The organism is Chryseobacterium sp. ERMR1:04, assembly GCF_001297705.1.
Classification (GTDB): Bacteria; Bacteroidota; Bacteroidia; order Flavobacteriales; family Weeksellaceae; genus Chryseobacterium.
Genome location: NZ_LIRF01000003.1, coordinates 410006 through 427674 on the forward strand (window position 1 = coordinate 410006; position 17669 = coordinate 427674).

General features: G+C 34.3%; 17 protein-coding genes and 2 pseudogenes. 16 read left to right on the forward strand and 3 right to left on the reverse strand.

Features of this window, described 5'->3' with window-relative positions; translation table 11 throughout:
• Window positions 1–220 precede the first annotated feature (220 nt).
• From AMQ68_RS01990 to AMQ68_RS25460, 12 genes and pseudogenes are all read left to right on the forward strand, one after another.
• Window positions 221–835 (forward strand): Crp/Fnr family transcriptional regulator, encoded by a 615-nt coding sequence (locus AMQ68_RS01990; RefSeq protein ID WP_241775022.1) that lies wholly within the window; start codon window positions 221–223, stop codon window positions 833–835.
• Between the two features lie 151 nt (window positions 836–986).
• Window positions 987–1289, forward strand: coding sequence for a hypothetical protein (locus tag AMQ68_RS01995; RefSeq protein WP_054508958.1), 303 nt, complete (start codon window positions 987–989; stop codon window positions 1287–1289).
• 128 nt (window positions 1290–1417) lie between these two features.
• Entirely contained in the window at window positions 1418–1918 is a 501-nt protein-coding gene (locus tag AMQ68_RS02000) for a CinA family protein (protein ID WP_054508959.1), read from the forward strand.
• Between the two features lie 206 nt (window positions 1919–2124).
• Window positions 2125–2637, forward strand: coding sequence for an SgcJ/EcaC family oxidoreductase (locus tag AMQ68_RS02005; protein WP_054508960.1), 513 nt, complete (start codon window positions 2125–2127; stop codon window positions 2635–2637).
• A 176-nt stretch (window positions 2638–2813) separates the two neighbouring features.
• The gene (locus AMQ68_RS02010) at window positions 2814–3491 is read left to right on the forward strand and encodes a response regulator transcription factor (RefSeq protein WP_054508961.1); all 678 of its coding nucleotides are present in this window, start codon (window positions 2814–2816) and stop codon (window positions 3489–3491) included.
• 7 nt (window positions 3492–3498) lie between these two features.
• The gene (locus AMQ68_RS02015; RefSeq protein ID WP_054509986.1) at window positions 3499–4785 is read left to right on the forward strand and encodes a HAMP domain-containing sensor histidine kinase; all 1287 of its coding nucleotides are present in this window, start codon (window positions 3499–3501) and stop codon (window positions 4783–4785) included.
• Window positions 4786–5171: 386 nt separating this feature from the next.
• Window positions 5172–5924: a hypothetical protein gene (locus tag AMQ68_RS02020; RefSeq protein WP_054508962.1), complete on the forward strand. Its 753-nt coding sequence runs from the start codon at window positions 5172–5174 to the stop codon at window positions 5922–5924.
• Between the two features lie 62 nt (window positions 5925–5986).
• Window positions 5987–6415 carry a PepSY-like domain-containing protein gene (locus tag AMQ68_RS02025; protein WP_054508963.1) on the forward strand — a complete coding sequence of 143 codons (429 nt, stop codon included), beginning with the start codon at window positions 5987–5989 and terminating at the stop codon, window positions 6413–6415.
• A gap of 5 nt (window positions 6416–6420) precedes the next feature.
• A complete protein-coding gene (locus tag AMQ68_RS02030; RefSeq protein WP_054508964.1) occupies window positions 6421–8844 on the forward strand; it encodes a TonB-dependent receptor in 2424 nt (807 codons plus the stop codon).
• A 22-nt stretch (window positions 8845–8866) separates the two neighbouring features.
• Entirely contained in the window at window positions 8867–9655 is a 789-nt protein-coding gene (locus tag AMQ68_RS02035; RefSeq protein WP_054508965.1) for a phosphatase PAP2 family protein, read from the forward strand.
• 10 nt (window positions 9656–9665) lie between these two features.
• Window positions 9666–10350 (forward strand): annotated as a pseudogene (locus AMQ68_RS02040) (sulfite exporter TauE/SafE family protein).
• Between the two features lie 11 nt (window positions 10351–10361).
• Window positions 10362–10700 carry a hypothetical protein gene (locus AMQ68_RS25460; protein WP_241775023.1) on the forward strand — a complete coding sequence of 113 codons (339 nt, stop codon included), beginning with the start codon at window positions 10362–10364 and terminating at the stop codon, window positions 10698–10700.
• Here the strand turns inward: AMQ68_RS25460 and AMQ68_RS02045 are convergent, their stop codons facing one another.
• The gene (locus tag AMQ68_RS02045; RefSeq protein ID WP_054508966.1) at window positions 10701–11498 is read right to left on the reverse strand and encodes an AraC family transcriptional regulator; all 798 of its coding nucleotides are present in this window, start codon (window positions 11496–11498) and stop codon (window positions 10701–10703) included. It abuts the gene before it with no gap.
• Between the two features lie 69 nt (window positions 11499–11567).
• Between AMQ68_RS02045 and AMQ68_RS02050 the strand changes: the two are divergent.
• Window positions 11568–12703: pseudogene (locus AMQ68_RS02050) on the forward strand (Atu1372/SO_1960 family protein).
• A gap of 106 nt (window positions 12704–12809) precedes the next feature.
• Here the strand turns inward: AMQ68_RS02050 and AMQ68_RS02055 are convergent.
• On the reverse strand, window positions 12810–13691 hold the full coding sequence (locus tag AMQ68_RS02055) for an AraC family transcriptional regulator (RefSeq protein WP_241775024.1): 882 nt from the start codon (window positions 13689–13691) through the stop codon (window positions 12810–12812).
• A gap of 122 nt (window positions 13692–13813) precedes the next feature.
• Between AMQ68_RS02055 and AMQ68_RS02060 the strand changes: the two genes are divergently transcribed.
• Complete coding sequence (locus AMQ68_RS02060) at window positions 13814–14794, forward strand: phytanoyl-CoA dioxygenase family protein (RefSeq protein ID WP_082383946.1); 981 nt, start codon at window positions 13814–13816, stop codon at window positions 14792–14794.
• Between the two features lie 62 nt (window positions 14795–14856).
• Here the strand turns inward: AMQ68_RS02060 and AMQ68_RS02065 are convergent, their stop codons facing one another.
• The gene (locus AMQ68_RS02065; RefSeq protein ID WP_054508968.1) at window positions 14857–15363 is read right to left on the reverse strand and encodes a pyridoxamine 5'-phosphate oxidase family protein; all 507 of its coding nucleotides are present in this window, start codon (window positions 15361–15363) and stop codon (window positions 14857–14859) included.
• A gap of 222 nt (window positions 15364–15585) precedes the next feature.
• On the opposite strand from AMQ68_RS02065, the gene AMQ68_RS02070 reads away from it, so the two are divergent.
• Together AMQ68_RS02070 and AMQ68_RS02075 are read left to right on the forward strand one after the other, a co-directional pair.
• Entirely contained in the window at window positions 15586–16824 is a 1239-nt protein-coding gene (locus AMQ68_RS02070; protein WP_054508969.1) for a Na+/H+ antiporter, read from the forward strand.
• 33 nt (window positions 16825–16857) lie between these two features.
• Window positions 16858–17658 carry an AraC family transcriptional regulator gene (locus AMQ68_RS02075; protein ID WP_054508970.1) on the forward strand — a complete coding sequence of 267 codons (801 nt, stop codon included), beginning with the start codon at window positions 16858–16860 and terminating at the stop codon, window positions 17656–17658.
• Window positions 17659–17669: the final 11 nt, after the last annotated feature.

Here is a 17669-nt window from a genome sequence, read left to right on the forward strand (position 1 = left end):
TTAATCGAAAAATACGTATTTAAGTTAAAAAAATAAATTTTTTCCAAACATACAATTAGCCCCGTTTATAAAAGTAAACGGGGCTAATTGTATGATATTGTGAATGTTTTTAATTTAAAACAATGAATACGGTTTAAAATTTGCTTGACAAAAAAAGTTGTATTGCATAAAATTTGGTCCGATTTTTATTGTGATTAAACGAAATATTTAAACTAGTAGTATGAAAACAATAAGCTGTATGAATATCGATATGGAGCTTTTAAACTCATTCGGTGGAGAAACAAAAGTGTATAAGAGGGGAGATATTATTTTCAGAGAGGGAGATCATGCACTGTATTATTTTCAGATTAATGAAGGGAAAGTAAAACTCAATAATTATGATGATAATGGGAAAGAGTTTATCCAGAATATATTCGGGAAAAATCAGAGTTTCGGAGATTCTATGATTTTTTTGGAGAAATTTTATCCTATCAATGCTATAAGTTTAGAGTCCTCTAAAATTGTAAGGGTTCCTAAAAATAATTTTCTTGAATTATTAGAACAACATCCCAAAATTTCGTTGGGAATGAACGCCTGTCTTTCACAAAGGCTGTATTATAAGGTTTTAATGACCCAAAATATGTCTTCTACCAATCCTGTATTAAGATTAAAGGGATTAATGGAATATCTAAAAAGCTATTATGAAGACGATTGTCAACATTGTTTTCGCATAGAATTAACCAGACAACAGATCGCCAATTTAACAGGTCTGCGTGTAGAAACGGTTATTAGGGTTTTAAAAAGAATGGAAAAAGACAATCTGCTTAAAATAATAAATCGAAAAATTCTATATTAAAGCTATGACCCAAATCATAAAAAGGTGAAATATTTTAGCGTATCTTTATCTACTAGATAATAGAGAGTTATGAGCGGTAAGATACAGCTAACTTATTGATTATTTAGAATTGAAAATGGATGTGATTTGTTTTAACCATGAATAATCGAAAATGAATTGTCATAAAATAATACAATCACTGGAAGCGAGTCATTTTGCTAAAATAATAAATAATGGGACTTGGTTAGAAACTCATTCTCATATCTATGCAAAAGAAATTAAGGAAACTGTTTTTTTATTATTTCTTATTGCAGAAGAAAAAGAGAACATGGAGGATATTCGAGCACTAATTGCTCAATTTGATAACATTAATAATATCGGAAAGCAAGAACCGAAACAAATTCTATTTTATCTTTCAATTAAGAAAAAATATGATTTACATTATTTAAAGAAATTCATGAAAGTGGAAGACTGAAAAATTATAAAACACAAAACATAAAAAAGAAATTAAAGAGTAAAGGTTCTCAAAAGATATGAGTTGATTCTCATAGAAAATAGAAACACCAAATAGCTATATAAACCAATCATTTAAATCTAATTACTATGAAATTTCAACAGAACTTACTCGAATACATCAGTCGATCACTGATTACGGTTGGCGAATCTATTTCAGTTGTAGAAAGCGTAACTTCGGGATGTCTGCAAATGGCTTTTTCACAAATGCCTAATGCCTCTTTGTTTTATAAAGGCGGAATGACCGCGTATACATTACCGGAAAAGGTTAGATTATTAAAAATTGACCAAGATGAAGCGGAGGAATACGACTGCGTGTCAGAAAGTATAGCTCAAACAATGGCCCTAAACGTCGCCAAACTCTTTGAATCTGATTGGTCTATTGCGACAACAGGCTACAGCACACCCATACGTAATTCATTGTATAAAGTTTTCGCTTATTTTTCATTTTCCTATAAAGGTGAAATTGTTCTCACAAAAAAATTAGAATTACACCCAAAAACTCAATCTTTTAATGCCCAAATGTATTATACGGAGTTTATTTTAGGATGCTTTAAAAGCGAAATGAACCAATTATTGATTTTGAAATAACGATTTGATGAGTATTTCATTTCAATAATCCCCCTGACCACTTTAATGTTTATTATATTTAATTAAGGATAAAGCCATGATATATTTTATGGCTTTGTTTTTTTTTTAAAAGCTTCTGTATAAAACATAAGATACTCATTATGAAAGAGGTGATAAGATAGGGATTGATATTTTTTTATACATTTGTATCTAAACCAAATGACATTATGAAAAAACTTATTTTTTATGTGGCAGCTACATTTATAGTTGTTCAATGTTCATCATCTTCAGATGATTACAATTTTAATGCAGATTTAGAAACAAAAGAAATCAGAAAACTGGTCCTCAACGAAGAAGTTGCTTGGAATAATGGAGATGCAAAATCTTATTCAGTTGATTTTGATGAAAATGGGTTGTTTACCAATCTGTTTGGAATGTCTTTTACAGGGCATACAGCATTTTTCACAAGGCACGAACAGCTTCTTAATGGAGCGTTTAAAGGAAGTGTAATGAAGCAAGATGTAACGAGTTTAAAAATCATTGATAGAAACGTTGCGTATGTTGAAACAATGATTCGGGTTACAGGGTTTCCAAACAGCGAACCTCTTGCCGGAATCTATATCGATGAAAAAGGTGCTCTCAATACACGCCTTTTACAAGTTCTGAAAAAGGAAAAAAATGGTTGGAAAATTGTAGCCTATCATAATATTGATATAAAGAAAGGAGTGCCAATCCCGTAAACTTTATTTTTTATTGCATCAAAATAGTTACTTTGAATCTGTGGGTTCAAACTGATAAATTCTACTTTTTATTTTTCGTATTCTTGAAATCTCTTTTGAATTTATGAGAATTATATATAATTCAAAATATCTTCAAATTTGAATCTGTACATTAGCAAAATAAAATATGTATACTGATGAAGGTCCTGATCATAGAAGACGAAACCGAATTGGCGAAAAGTATTGCAGAATACCTTTCGGAGGAAAATTATTTATGTGAATTCGCTTCAACATTTCAGGATGCGATGGAGAAAATACATACATTTCAATATGACTGTATTCTTTTAGACATTATGCTTCCTGATGGGAATGGACTAACTATTTTGGAAGAATTAAAAAAGCAAAATAAACAGGATGGCGTTATCATTGTCTCAGCAAAAAATGCTTTAGATGACAAGATCAGTGGATTGCAAATGGGTGCAGACGATTATTTAACCAAGCCTTTTCATCTTTCTGAACTGATGGCAAGGATTTATTCTATTATTCGCAGAAAGCAGTTTAACAATTCAAATGTTGTTACCCAAAATGAATTACAGATTGATCTTTTAGCCAAAACAGTTTCTATTAATAATGAAATTATTTCTCTCACCAAAAAAGAATTCGATCTCTTGATTTTCTTTATTGGAAATAAAAATAAGGTGATTTCAAAAAGTGCTTTGGCAGAACATCTTTCGGGTGATTTTGCGGATATGCTGGATAATCATGATTTTGTATATGCCCACATTAAGAATTTAAAGAAGAAACTTAGTGACGCAGGCTGTGACAGCTATTTGAAAACAGTGTACGGAACAGGATATAAATGGGAATCTATTTAATATGGCTATGAAAAATTTACTCAGTAAAACAACAAAGCCGTTTATAATATACGTTCTTATTGTATTGGCTATCAGTATACCGGTGTATTATATTGTAGTTGATGCTATCTGGTTGAGTGAACTGGACGAGCATAATGAAATTATTGCCGATAAATCAGCTCATGAACTTAATAAGTTACAGCTTTCCGATGAAGAACTAGAAAAAAGTATAGCACTTTGGAATAATATCCAACCCGGAACCAATATTGAAAAACTTCCGTATGCTAGTTTAAAGAGAGATCAAATATACACGGTGGAAAGGCAAAAATCGTATTCATCAGAACCGAATACAGACCGTTTCAGATGTTTAAAGAAGATTGTTTTCATCAATAAAAAGCCTTACTTATTTACGGTAGAAACCAATGTGGAAGAAACTCAGGAGACTGTACTTGTCATTGCAATGATTACCATATTCTTTTTTATAGTTATTGTCGTTGGATTATTGCTTTTAAACAGAAGACTTTCCAATACAGTTTGGAAACCGTTTCATGATACGTTGCGCCAATTAAAATCATTCGACTTGAGCCATGAAACCAAGATTAATTTCGAAAAAACAGACGTTAAAGAATTTGAAGAATTAAATACAGTTCTTACAAGGCTGATTGATCATAATATTTCAGTATATAAAGCCCAGAAAGAATTTACCGAAAATGCATCTCACGAATTACAAACTCCGCTGGCTATTCTTCAAAACAAACTGGATCTTCTTCTTCAAGACGAAAACATGACCGAAAGTCAGTACAACACCGTTGAAGAATTAAACAGAACCCTGGCCCGAAGCACAAGAATCAATAAAAACCTTTTATTATTGGCCAAAATTGAAAACCTGCAATTCGCACAAAATGAGAAATTACCGTTAAGTCAGTTGCTGAATCAAAGTATAGAAGGCATACGCGAACATTTTGAACAAAAAGATATTACCATCCATACTCATATTTTGGATGGGGTAGAGATCAATGGAAATAGAACATTAACCGAGACGCTCATTAATAATCTTCTAATTAATGCCGTAAGACATACTATGTCTCATGGAAAAGCGGATGTAAAGCTTTCTGAAAACGAATTGGTTATTTCTAATTCAGGAATGATAGCACTTAACAAAGAAAATTTATTCAAAAGATTTTCTAAATCCTCTACAGATACTGCCGGAAGCGGTTTAGGATTATCGATTATTAAAGAAATATGTGCCCATCAACATTGGAAACTGAATTATAGCTTTGACAATAATACTCACACTTTCTCTGTGAAATTTTAATAGAACAATGCTTCGTATAAATTTAGGCTGTGCTTTATGATAAAGTGCAGTTTTTTTGAACTTATTGATTCAAATAATAATCTGGCAAAATAACTTTTTTGTTGGTTTTTCGCAAAGACACAATTTCTTTTAAAAAGGAAGTGTTGTAAGGCGCAAGGATTTTATCAGAGATAAAATTGATTGTGTTATAGTTGAAATTTCAGGAAATTAAAATATTACCATTTGAAAATCTTAGATTTTCTTGCGCCTTAAAACAGAATAAGGATTGAAAACCTTTGCGTCTTAGCGATGTGCCAACTTTTCAGTCTGTTAAAAAAGGCTTCATCACTCAAAGTTCACAAATTCGAAATTTCTACAGAATTGCATCAGAACTTTGAATAAAAAATATGAAAGCGGTCAATAAAGTAGCTTCTGTTACCCTTCTTTTTTGGTTGATGAAAATAACGGCAACAACATTGGGAGAAACACTTGGTGATTTTATCTCTATGACGCTCAATTTAGGATACACCGTAGGAATTTTTATTACGTTGTTATTCTTTGGAATCACACTCGCTACCCAGCTAAAAGTAAAGAAATACATCCCCATTATTTATTGGCTGGTAATTGTAGGAACTACAATATTAGGGACTGAAATTTCAGATTTTATAGACAGAACCTTAAAAGCCGGATACTTATTGGGTAGCCTGCTATTGATCAGCGGACTGTTGTTGACACTTTTTCTATGGTATAAAAAATATAAAGACCTTGAAGTATATCCCATTATAGACCGAAATAAGGAAATCTATTATTGGATTGCCATTCTTTTTTCTAACAGTCTGGGAACCGCATTTGGTGATTTCTTGAGTGATAATTTAGGACTGAGTTATCTCATTGGAGCTTGCATCACAGGAGTTATTATTCTGATTGTTGTTTTGCTTCATTATTTCACCAAAATCAATCATGCGGTATTATTCTGGATTGCTTTCGTTTTCACAAGACCGTTTGGAGCTACTTTCGGCGATTTTTTAACGAAACCGATTTCTCATGGAGGACTCAATTTAGGAACACTAAATGCCTCGCTGGTATCGCTGGCACTTTTGCTTTTAATGATTGTGATCTCCCATAAAAAACAAAACAAAGAAATAAGCCTTACCCCATAGAAATTCAAAATTTCTTCTAAATCATTATGGAATATTGTACCATAAAATAAAAATAGAATAATATGAAAAAGTTAACAATTGTATTCACCATCACAGCAAGTATAGTGTTGATCAATGCACAGAAAATACAGCAGAAAGATATTCCTGCATTAGTTCAGGCAAGAGTGCAAAAGCAATTTCCGGACGCCAAAAATATACAATGGGAAAAAGAACATGGTAATTATGAAGCGGGTTTTCAATCGAAGGGTATCAAGTATTCAGTCTTGGTAAATTCTTCGGGAACTCTTTTGGAAACCGAGATTCCTGTAGCGATCAATTCTTTTCCTGCTCAAAGCAAAGCGTTTATTCTTAAAAAATATCCTAATCAAAAAATAAAAGAAACTTCTAGAATAACAGATTCAAAAGGGGTAGTAACCTATGAAGCAGAGGTTAATGGGAAAGATGTAATATTTGATACAAAAGGGAATTTTTTAAAGGAAACTAAAGACTAAATCTTATGAATACAATAAAACCGTTCCTATTCCTCACGATATTATTTTTCTCTTCCATGGCAATGGCGCAGGTTTCTTCTGTAACCGTTTCCGGGATTGTTATTAATAAAAATAAAGCTGCTGTTCCATACACCAATGTTATTTTAAAAGATACAAAAGACAATGCTTTTGTTTTGGGAACAATTACCAATGAGGAAGGCCGATTTTCTTTAGCCGAAGTAAAACCTGGAAATTATCATTTAGAAATTTCTCTTTCAGGCTATGTTTCTAAAGAGCATCCTCTTTTTATAGGCAGTCTTTCTCCATTTTTAGATATTCCTTCCATAGAAATTGAATCGAATACCAGTGAAAAAGAAACCAAAATAGAAGAGGTGGTGGTAACGGCTTCTAAAAAAAATGAAATAGGAAATCAGCTCGACAAAAAGACCTATTCTGTTGCCGATAACATTAGCCAAAGTGGAGGATCTGTTCTTCAAAGTATGCAAAACCTACCGGGAATAACCGTTCAGGACGGAAAAGTTCAGTTGCGTGGAAATGATAAAGTAACCGTTTTAATTGATGGAAAACAAACTGCTTTAACCGGTTTTGGAAGCCAGACAGGATTGGATAATATTCCATCTTCGGCGATTGACAAAATTGAGATCATTAATAATCCGTCTTCAAAATATGATGCGAATGGAAATGCAGGAATTATTAACATCATTATGAAAAAAAATAAGCAAAACGGGTGGAACGGAAAAGTTGGGTTAACTACAGGATTAGGATCTCTTTGGGAAAGAAAAGAAAACCTTCCGGGCATCAGACCGCAGTATACGCTGACACCAAAAATAAATCCTTCCGTTTCTTTAAATTATAGAAAAGATAAGATCAATATTTTCTTGCAGGCTGATAATTTATATACGCAGACGCTTAACAAGAATGAATTTGTAACCAGAACCTATGATGACGGAACAATCATCAATTCACAACTAAAAAGAAACCGAAATACCAATTTTCTGACGACAAAAGCCGGAATAGACTGGACAATCGATAGTCAGAATACTTTAACCGTTTCAGGAATGTACGGAAGTGAAAAAATCATTGACCGTGGAGATCAGCCTTTTTTCAATAAAGATCTTTCACAGCGCCTGCGTCTCTGGCAGTTTTTAGAAGATGAATTAAAAACGACGGTAATGGCTTCGGTGGCGTATCAGCATAAATTTAAAGAAGCTGGACATCTTTTAAATGTCGGTTTCAATTACACCTTTCACAGAGAAGACGAAAAGTATTTTTATGACAATTATTTGCCTATTTCCACAGGAACCGATGCTTTTAAACTATTGTCTGATGAGCAGGTGTATGATTTCAACGTAGATTACGTAAAACCGCTACAATACGGAAGAATTGAAGCCGGAATTAAGCTAAGAAACAGAAGCATTCCTACGAATATGAATTTTATACCTGGCGCTAATTCTGTGTTGGATGTAAATGCTGGCGGTTGGGCAGATTATAAGGAACTCATTCCTGCAGTCTATGGGAATTATGTTTTTGAAAATGAAAAATGGGAAGCAGAATTGGGCGTAAGACTGGAATATGTGAAGATTCAGTATGATGTAAATCCTAATCATCCCACTTATAAAAGCGATGGTTACAATTATACACAGCCATTTCCGAATATGAGATTGGCGTACAAGCTTAATGACCGAAATAAGTTGTCTGTATTTTACAACAGAAGGGTAGACCGACCTAATGAAGTAGACATCCGAATATTTCCAAAATATGACGATGCAGAAATTATTAAAGTGGGAAATCCTGCCCTGAGACCACAATTTACCAATTCGCTGGAGTTAGGCTATAAACACAATTGGGACAACGGATATTTATATTCCGCGGCCTACCATCGTTTTTCTAATGGAACCATCAGCAGGATCTCAAGCACTGCACCTGGAAGTACATTAATTTATGCCATATTCCAAAATGCGGGTAAGAGTTTTAACTCGGGGATTGAGGCCATTTGGAATCAGAAAGTTTCAAAAGTATATTCTTTTAATGTTAATGGAAATCTTTACAGAAATCAGATCAATGCTTTTACGGTGGAGAATCTATATCCGGTTCCTAATACTTTTTCGGCAGACCAACAGACCGCAGTTTCAGGAAATATAAAATTCAACAATACCTTCAAATTCGCCAAAGGGTTTGATGCGCAGCTTACGGCTGTGTATTTGGCTCCTGATATTATTCCACAGGGAAAAATCAGTTCAAGATTCTCGATTGATATGGGGGTTAAAAAATCGGTTCAAAACGGAAAAGGAGAAGTATTCCTTAATGCATCCGACTTATTGAATACAATGGTGGTTAAAAAGCAGATTCAAGGATCAGGCTTCCAATATACGAGTAATGATTATTACGAAACACAGGTCATCCGATTAGGATACAGTTATAAATTTTAATTCAAATAAAAATCAAGTTCAAATGAAAAGTTTATTCGCAGGCTTATTTTTAAGTTTGATCATTTTTCAACAGGCTGCTGCGCAAGATAGTTTAGCGGTTAATACAATTAAGGATACCGCAGTTGTTCCTTCAAAATTAGAGATTCATGATACTTCTCATCAGTTTACCTATAAAAAACTCATTATACCCGCAGCCTTGATTTCTTACGGAGTTGCCAGTTTAAGCATAAAAGGCCTCAAGCAATTGAACGCTTCCACGCAATACGAGATCAGTGAGCATCAACCTGACAAAATAAAACTGGATAATTATACTCAATTTGCTCCGGCAGTATTGGTGTACGGACTAAACGCTGCAGGAGTTCAGGGAAAACATAATTTCAGAGACCGAAGCATTATTTACGGAACTTCTATGTTGATCACTTCGGCGATTACTGTTCCGCTAAAGCATATCGTAAAGGAAGAAAGACCGGATGAGTCTAATAAACTCTCATTTCCTTCAGGGCACACCGCTATTGCCTTTGCTTCTGCTCAGTTTATGTTCAGAGAATATAAGGATACCAACTTTTTGCTGAGCATCTCCGGATATTCCTTTGCTGTTTTCACTGGGGTTTACAGAATGTTGAACAACAAACATTGGTTTGGTGATGTAGTAGGCGGCGCAGGCTTTGGAATCCTGTCTACAGAATTGGCGTATTGGCTATATCCTAAAATCAATACCCTTTTGGGAGGTAAAAAAGAAAAATCACAAACGATGATTATGCCGTTTTATCAGCAGGGCAATATGGGAATCGGTTTGGTGAAAAATTTTTAAAATTCAGATAATGACGTTCAATATCATTCTTCTATTTCTGGGAACCATTGTAGCCTTTTGGATCAGTGCTATTTGTGGTGGTGGAGCAAGCTTAATTCTTATTCCTATCCTTAATCTATTATTACCGAGTTCGGTGGTTCCTTTTTCATTAACAATAGGCACTTTTACGAGTTCAGTTTCAAGAATTGCCGTCTTTAAAAAACACATCAACTGGAAAATCTTCTTTTGGTTTGTTCCGTTTTCTATTCCATCGGTCTTATTGGGAGCTTGGCTTATTAAATATATTAATCCTAATTATCTTCAATTGATCGTTGCCTTTTTTCTGATCATTAATCTTCCTGAATTATTTAAATCAACAAAAAGCAGAAGTAACCACAGAAAAAGCCTATCCAAAATTTATGTTAGGAATCATTGGGTTTTGTGCCGGATTTGTTTCTGGTATTACAGGCGCCATCGGATTGTTATTTAATAGGTTTTATTTAAGATTCGGACTCAAAAAAGAAGAAATTGTAGCAACAAGAGCTGCCAATGAGGTCTTTTTACACCTGATAAAGTTGATTATTTATATTTCCCTCGGATTGTATTCCAATACGGCCTTATGGCTTGGTCTTACGATTGCAGCGGCTACTATTATTTCGTCTTACACCGTAAAATATATACTTCCGTACCTGAGTGAGTTTCTATTCAAAAAATAGGATACGGAGCAATGGTCCTATCCGGAATTATGCTGATGGTGGGTACTTCGGGTAAGATTATTCAGCAGGATAGCATTTCTGTTTCTACCACGCACCTCAATAGTGAAATAGAATCTGTTATTTCATGGAGACAAACTGATTTTGTGTTTGAATTTACTTTTGATGAGGGTTTTGAAGTAGAAAGACCGATAAAAGCCGATGAACTTCCGAATCATCTCAAAGAAAAGTATACGATGTTAAAACCTCATTACGATAAAATTCATCTTGAAAAAGTATTCACTTTTAACAAGAAACCGGTTTATGAGTTCTATTGTTACAAAAACGGAAAGCTTACCAAATTCGAAGGGTAATTATTTCGTTCTGGGCTTTGATTTCATAATAGAAAAATAAGAAGACGTAAAAGCCGAAAGACTTTGATAGCCCACTTTAAAGCCTACTTCACTCAGCGTATACTGCTTCATATCGATGAATTCAACACTTTTTAGAATTCGTATCAACTGTAAATATTTTTGAAGCGTAATTCCTGTTTCGTGTTTAAAAATGCGTTGTAAACTTCTTACCGACATTTGTGCTTTTTCAGCTAGGAGATCAATGTTCAGATTATATTTGAAATTAGCATTGATGTAGTTACACACAGGAATTAACCGTACATCTGTAGGAACAGGAACTTCCAGGTAATTGCTTTCCTTACAGAAGTTGGGAAGGCTTTTTACAATAGCTTTAAAAAATATACTTTGTTCATCATCTTCTGCCAACAGTTTATTCCATTTTGAAGCATATAAAAGCATCTCTCGCAAAACCGGAGGAATCGCAAAAACCTGAACATGCTCATAAAAATCTTCTTTGAAGGAATAATTAAACAAAAAAAGCATCAGCTTCACTGTTTTCGCTTCCGAAGTGATACGATGAGGTTTTCCTGACGGGATCCAGATCACATGATTTTGTGGAACGAGATAAATCTTCTGATCAATATGAAAATATTGATAGCCTTCTTCCACATACGTTAGCTGAGAACGGTTGTGAGTATGCTCATAATCGTCATGTTTCCAGTCTTCTTCACACCAAACATAGGCTTCTTTTTCGATCGTGTCGATAAATTCGCTTTCCTTGTGCTCGGTCAAACCGCATTTTACCTTGTCGTTCTGCATAAAGTTTTTGGCAAATTTAATAAAAACGTCATTACTAATTTTGTATTATAAAAATATATCATATTAATAATGAAAAAATTAGGCTCTCTTTTTGTATTAATTTTACTACTTAAAATCACAAACATCATGGCACAAGATAAAGCTAAAGTATTGGTTTTGATCCATTCAGATAATGGTGGGACTTACGAACTGGCCAAAGAAATCGCCAAAGGAATTGAAAGTGACAAAAATGCAACGGCAATAATCAAGCAGGTTAAAGAATCTCAAAATCAAAAATTAAAAGGTGTTCCTGTGGCAACAGTGGAAGAACTTCCAACGTATGATGGGATTGCTTTTGGTTCACCGGTTTATTTCGGAAATATCAGTACCGGAATGAGTGAATTTTTGTCTAAAACGGTTAACCTTTGGACAAACCATGCGCTGGAAGGATTGCCTGCAACAGTTTTTATGTCTGCAGGAAGTGGAGCAGGGAAAGAATTGGCTTTACAGGCTTTTTGGAACAGTCTTGCTGTTCACGGAATGGTATTGGTTTCTAACGGAATTCGTGGGACAGAAGGAATTAACAAAGCAATTCCTCAGGGAAACACAGTGTTGGGAGTAACCAGCATGGCTTCTTTAAAAGATGTTGAAAGACCTACAAAAGACGAAAGAAACCTTGCTGAACTTCAAGGGAAAAACTTCGCAAAAGTAGCGTTGGCTTTAAAAGGTACATTTGCTAAAAAGGCAATGGCGACGATTGAAAAGTCGGTTAATGTTAATGAAACGTTGAAACAAAAAATATTACCCTTCCTCAAGTTCCGAAACCTGCAGGAAACTATAAGCCTTTTGTACGTTCAGGAAATTTGGTTTTCATTAATCAGGTTGCTTTGAAAGATGGAAAAATTTTAAATCCAGGAAAATTAGGAGTGGATGTGAATGAACAACAAGTGAAAGACGCTACAAAAGCTACTATGTTAAATGTTTTATCAGTCTTAAATGAAGCCGTTGGCGGAGATCTAAGCAAAGTGAAGCAATGCGTACAACTAACAGGGATTTTCAATACCAAAGATGATTATACGAAACATGCGGATTTGATGAATATCGCATCAGATCTTACCGTTGAGGTTTTTGGAGATAAAGGAAAGCATGCAAGAGCAACATTAGGCGCTTCATCTATTCCAGTGAATTCTTCTGTGGAAATACAGGCTATTTTTGAAGTTGAATAATTAATTCAAATATATTTTTTAATCTTGAAATTCTCGCAGAACAAACAGGCTGAAAAGATTTATACATCTTACAGATTTGTAGATTCTGCGGGATTTTTTATTTTATTTAAATCAATTTAGAATTGGCAACAGATTTATGTCGATTTTTAAATTCTGTCGGTGTTTCTCCAACGAGTATTTTAAATAATTTATTAAAATAAGGAATACTGTCAAAACCTACATTATAAGCAATTTCAGAGATACTTACATCATACAGCAATAATGTTTTTGCCTGGTTTATTCTGTACTGATTTACAAAATCTGTAAAGGTTATATCCGTTTGCTTCTTAAAATATCTACAAAAAGCAGAAGTACTCAGATGTACCATTTCTGCAACTACATTCACATTGGGCGTTTTATCATAATTTTCATGAATATAATTATAAACGGTTCCCAACCTTACTTTATCATTTAAAAAAAACTTCACCCTCGTGTCTTCTTGGTTAAGCTGCTTATACTCATTAGAATTAGCCAGGATATTTAAAATTTCGATCAGTTTTAACAAGGAATCAAAAAGCCCTATTTGTTGCATTTCTTTAAGGCATTTTACTGCTTTTTCTTTTGTTTCTCCATAGAATGAAAGTCCAAGATAAGAGCGTTCCAGTAAATTTTTGATACAATTAAATTCAGGGGTTGAGATAATGGTGTTTTCAGGAAATTTTTCGTTTAGCTGAATCACGATTTGCTTGTATGCCGTTTCAATTCCATAGTCAAAGTTGAGGTGAGGAACGTTAGGACCAATCAAAACTAAATAATCTCCCACAAAACCAGAGATATTTTTCCCTACATGGCTTATTCCATTGATTGCTTCAACATACACAATTTCTATTTCTGGATGATAATGCCAGAAAAAATAATTTTTAAGACGGGGTGTATGAATCTTAAATGAGCTTTCAGCTTCAAAAGAGATAATTTCTTTTTCAATTTTCATTGGTACTGTGTTTTTCATTTAGAAAACAAATTAACTAAAAAAATGTCAATAGAGAGCAAGAAATAGACATTAGTGATTAATTCGTGAGAAAGTTTTATCCACAACTTTGTATTACTAACATACATAAAATATTAAAAGACATGGAAAAAAAATTAGAAAAAGGACCAATGATGAATCACATGAGTGGTGGTAAAATGGGGGAGCCAAATCCAGGAAATCCTTCAACAATTACAAAAAACAACCCTAAATTATCAAAAAGAGTACACAACGAACCTTTAAGAATTCTTTCTGAGGAAGATTGGAAATTTTGGATTGAAAACGGATACGTTGTTGTAAAAGGAGTCATCTCAAAAGAACAGGCTGCAAAAAGCGCTGCTTTTCTTTGGGAATATGAAGGTAAAGATCACAATAATAAAGACACTTGGTATACTGTACCGCAAACTGAGCACAAAATGAAGGAGCTCAACAATGCCGGAATGGTAGAAGTTTATAACACGCCTGTTTTATGGGAAAACCGTCAGGCTCCAAAATTACAACAGGCTTTTGCGGATATTTGGGGAACAGATCATCTTTGGGTAAGCATTGACAGAGCTAATCTTAATTTTCCGATTCGCCCGGGATTTGAATATAAAGGCTTTATTCATTGGGATTATGATCCTGAAACTAAACCACAGAATGTACAAGGAGTATTGGCTTTAGCAGATCAAACTGATGAGGAAATGGGAGGTTTCCAATGTATTCCTGAATTATTCCGAACGTATGACACTTGGAAATTAACGCAACCTGCAGATCGTAACCCTTTTAAGCCTGATACAACAGGATTTACGCCTACAAAAGTAAAAATGGAAGCAGGAGATCTTTTAATTTTCAACAGCTCAGAACCTCATGGAATAAGAGCTAATAATAGTGAAGACAAAGTACGTATAGCACAATATATTTCAATGGTTCCTGCGGATGAAGAGAACGAAGATCTTAGACAATGGAGATTAAATTCTTGGCACGACAGAATTTGTCCGGATGGAGACGGATTCCCTGGAGATCCTTTAAAAAGAGAAAAGAACTATCCAATTGCTGAGCTTTCTGAACTAGGCAAAAAATTACTTGGACTCAATAAATGGTAAAATAATAAAACAGGCTGTCTCAAAAAAGGCAGCCTGTTTTTTATCATTGAAAATTGAAGAAATTATACAGATGCAGTTCCTTCTACACCATCGGAATTATTGGTTTTAATTCCGGTAATAGCAGAGGCTGCAAAACTGAGTAGGCTTACCAGTTTTCCGGCTTTGGTATCCCAATAATAGGTTTCTTTCGGCTCTACCCGAATAATGGTGACATTGGGGTCATCTTTTCCGTCAAACCAAGCTTTTGCTATAGGCGACCATTTTTCTTCAATCGTTGCTTTGTCTTTATAGACCGAAGCCGTTCCATAAACAGAAAGATATTGAGAATCTCCGTTATTCATAAAAAACAATTGTACTCTTCGGTCTTCTTTAATTTCGAAATTTTTATTGCTGTCTGCACTGCTGATAAACCAGAGATTTCCACTGTCATCCGTTTCCTGTAAGCCCATGGGGCGGGAATTGATTGGGGTAACATCCAATTCTGTACAGAACATACAGATTCTGGCTTTTTCCGAGAGTTCTTTGATTTTTTTAATTGCTTCGAGATGCGTAAGATTTTGTGTTGACATAATATAGTATTTTAAGTGATTTGAGTGAAAATGAAAAATAAATAAATTATAATGCTGTAATTCATTGATATTAATTATTATTCAAAAACCTGACCAAAAGAATTTATTCCAGATTTATAGAGGCTTGAAATTATATTCTACTTTTTTTCGCTACTTTTAAATTAATGGTAATAGGGTTATTCGTTACACTTAAGAAAGAATAGCAATTAAAAAAGAAGTTTAATGGAAAACTATGCAGTTATTTTAATGATTATGGCGCTGATGATCGGGGCATCAGGTTTTGCGGGGAAAATTAAAATTCCGGTACCGATGCTTCTTCTGGTTGTTGGAATTTTATTTGGTTTTATTCCTGCAATGCCGGAAATAGAGATGAATCCGGAAATTATTATGCTTCTTTTTTTGCCACCGTTGCTGTATGATGCAGCTTTCAATATTTCTTTTCAGGATTTTAAAACCAATATCAATACCATTAGCACCTTAGCGATAGGATTGGTGTTTATAACCACCGCCGGAATTGCGGTGCTGGCCTATTATTTAATTCCGGGAATGACCTGGCCGTTAGCTTTTGTATTGGGATCTATTCTTTCTGCGACAGATGCTGTCGCTGCAGTTGGAGTAACCAAAGGACTCGGAATTCCTCATAAAACGGTAACCATATTGGAAGGTGAAAGCTTGATCAATGATGCTTCAGCATTGGTAGCGTATCGTTTTGCGGTAGCAGCTGTAACGGGAATTGCCTTTGTAACCTGGAAAGCTTCTTTAGAATTTTTACTGGTTTTAGGCGGCGGTTTTGTTGTAGGCTGGTTAGTTTTTAAGGCGTTATCACTTACCATTAGGTTCTTTCGTTCCGATGCGATGGTGGTCAACAGTTTGATTTTATTAATGCCTTTTGTGACGTATCTTATTGCAGAGCATTTTAACGTTTCCGGAGTGATTGCGGTGGTAATTTTAGGATTGGGAATGTCTAAATTAAGTCGAAACAAATTCCCGGATCATGTAAAAGACCAATCCCGAAACTTTTGGGACATCATTATTTTTTTACTGAATGGTTTGATCTTTTTATTGATCGGTCTGGAATTCCCTATTATCTTAAAGAAAATGCCTCAGGCACAAGTTTGGACCTTTACAGGCTATGCCGCCATCATCGTTTTGATAACCTTGTTAATAAGAATGGCTCGTGTTTATCTGCAGCAGTTTAACCTTCAAAAAGCCTTTCAGGGGAAACGTAGGATCAGTGAAGATGCATTGTTTGATTCCAAAACAAGTTTTATCATTACGTGGTCAGGAATGAGAGGAATTGTCTCCTTGGCCATCGCCATTGGTATTCCTGAAACATTAGAGAATGGCGAACCATTTCCTATGCGGAATGAGATCGTCTTTTTATCAGTGGTTGTAGTTTTAATTTCTTTATTGGGACAAGGGCTTACCTTACCATGGATCGTTAAAAAGTTTAAATCATAAACAGGTTAACCCTAATTTGACTAATTTTGGTCTATGCAGATTTCTCCGCCGAAACATTTAGCATCCTACATCAAACATTATATATTCTTGGAAAATTCTGAGAATGATGTAAAGAGATTGAGGTTATTTACCGACGGAAATACCGGGCTTATTCTATCGGGTAATATCAATCTGCAGGATTTATCAGGAAACAGCCTGCCACTTTCATTTTTCTATGGACAGCTAACGCAGTACAAAGATTTGGTGACCAACGGTTCGTTTTCTTTAATGGCAGTGGTATTTCAGCCTTATTTCCTAAATATTCTCCTTAAGATTTCTGCAAAAGAAGTTCAGAATCAAATTGTTTCTGTAGAAGATGTTTTAAAAAAAGAAATGCAGGTTTTTCAGGAAAAGCTTTTTTACAACGTTGATCCTACATTAATTATTAATGATTTAAATATTTATTTCACAACATTTTTGTTTAAAATAATTAATTCCGATTATGAACTTATACAAGCAACCCAACAGTATATTCTTCAGAATAAAGGCATTGTCACATCAAAAGAATTGGAACATTTCACCGGATATTCTGAGCGTCAAATCGAAAGAAAATTTCAACAGTATATGGGATTATCTCCTAAAAAATACAGCAATATTGCCCGACTTCATTATTTCTTAAACTTGATGAAAACAAATACTGAAGAAAATATTACAGAACTTTCTTATCATGCGGGTTATGCTGACCAATCTCATTTGATTAAAGAATTCAACAATAATATCGGACTCACCCCTAATCAATATTCAAAAACAGAAAATAAACTGGCAGTAAACTTTATAGAAATTCATTCAAAATAATGGATGTCGGT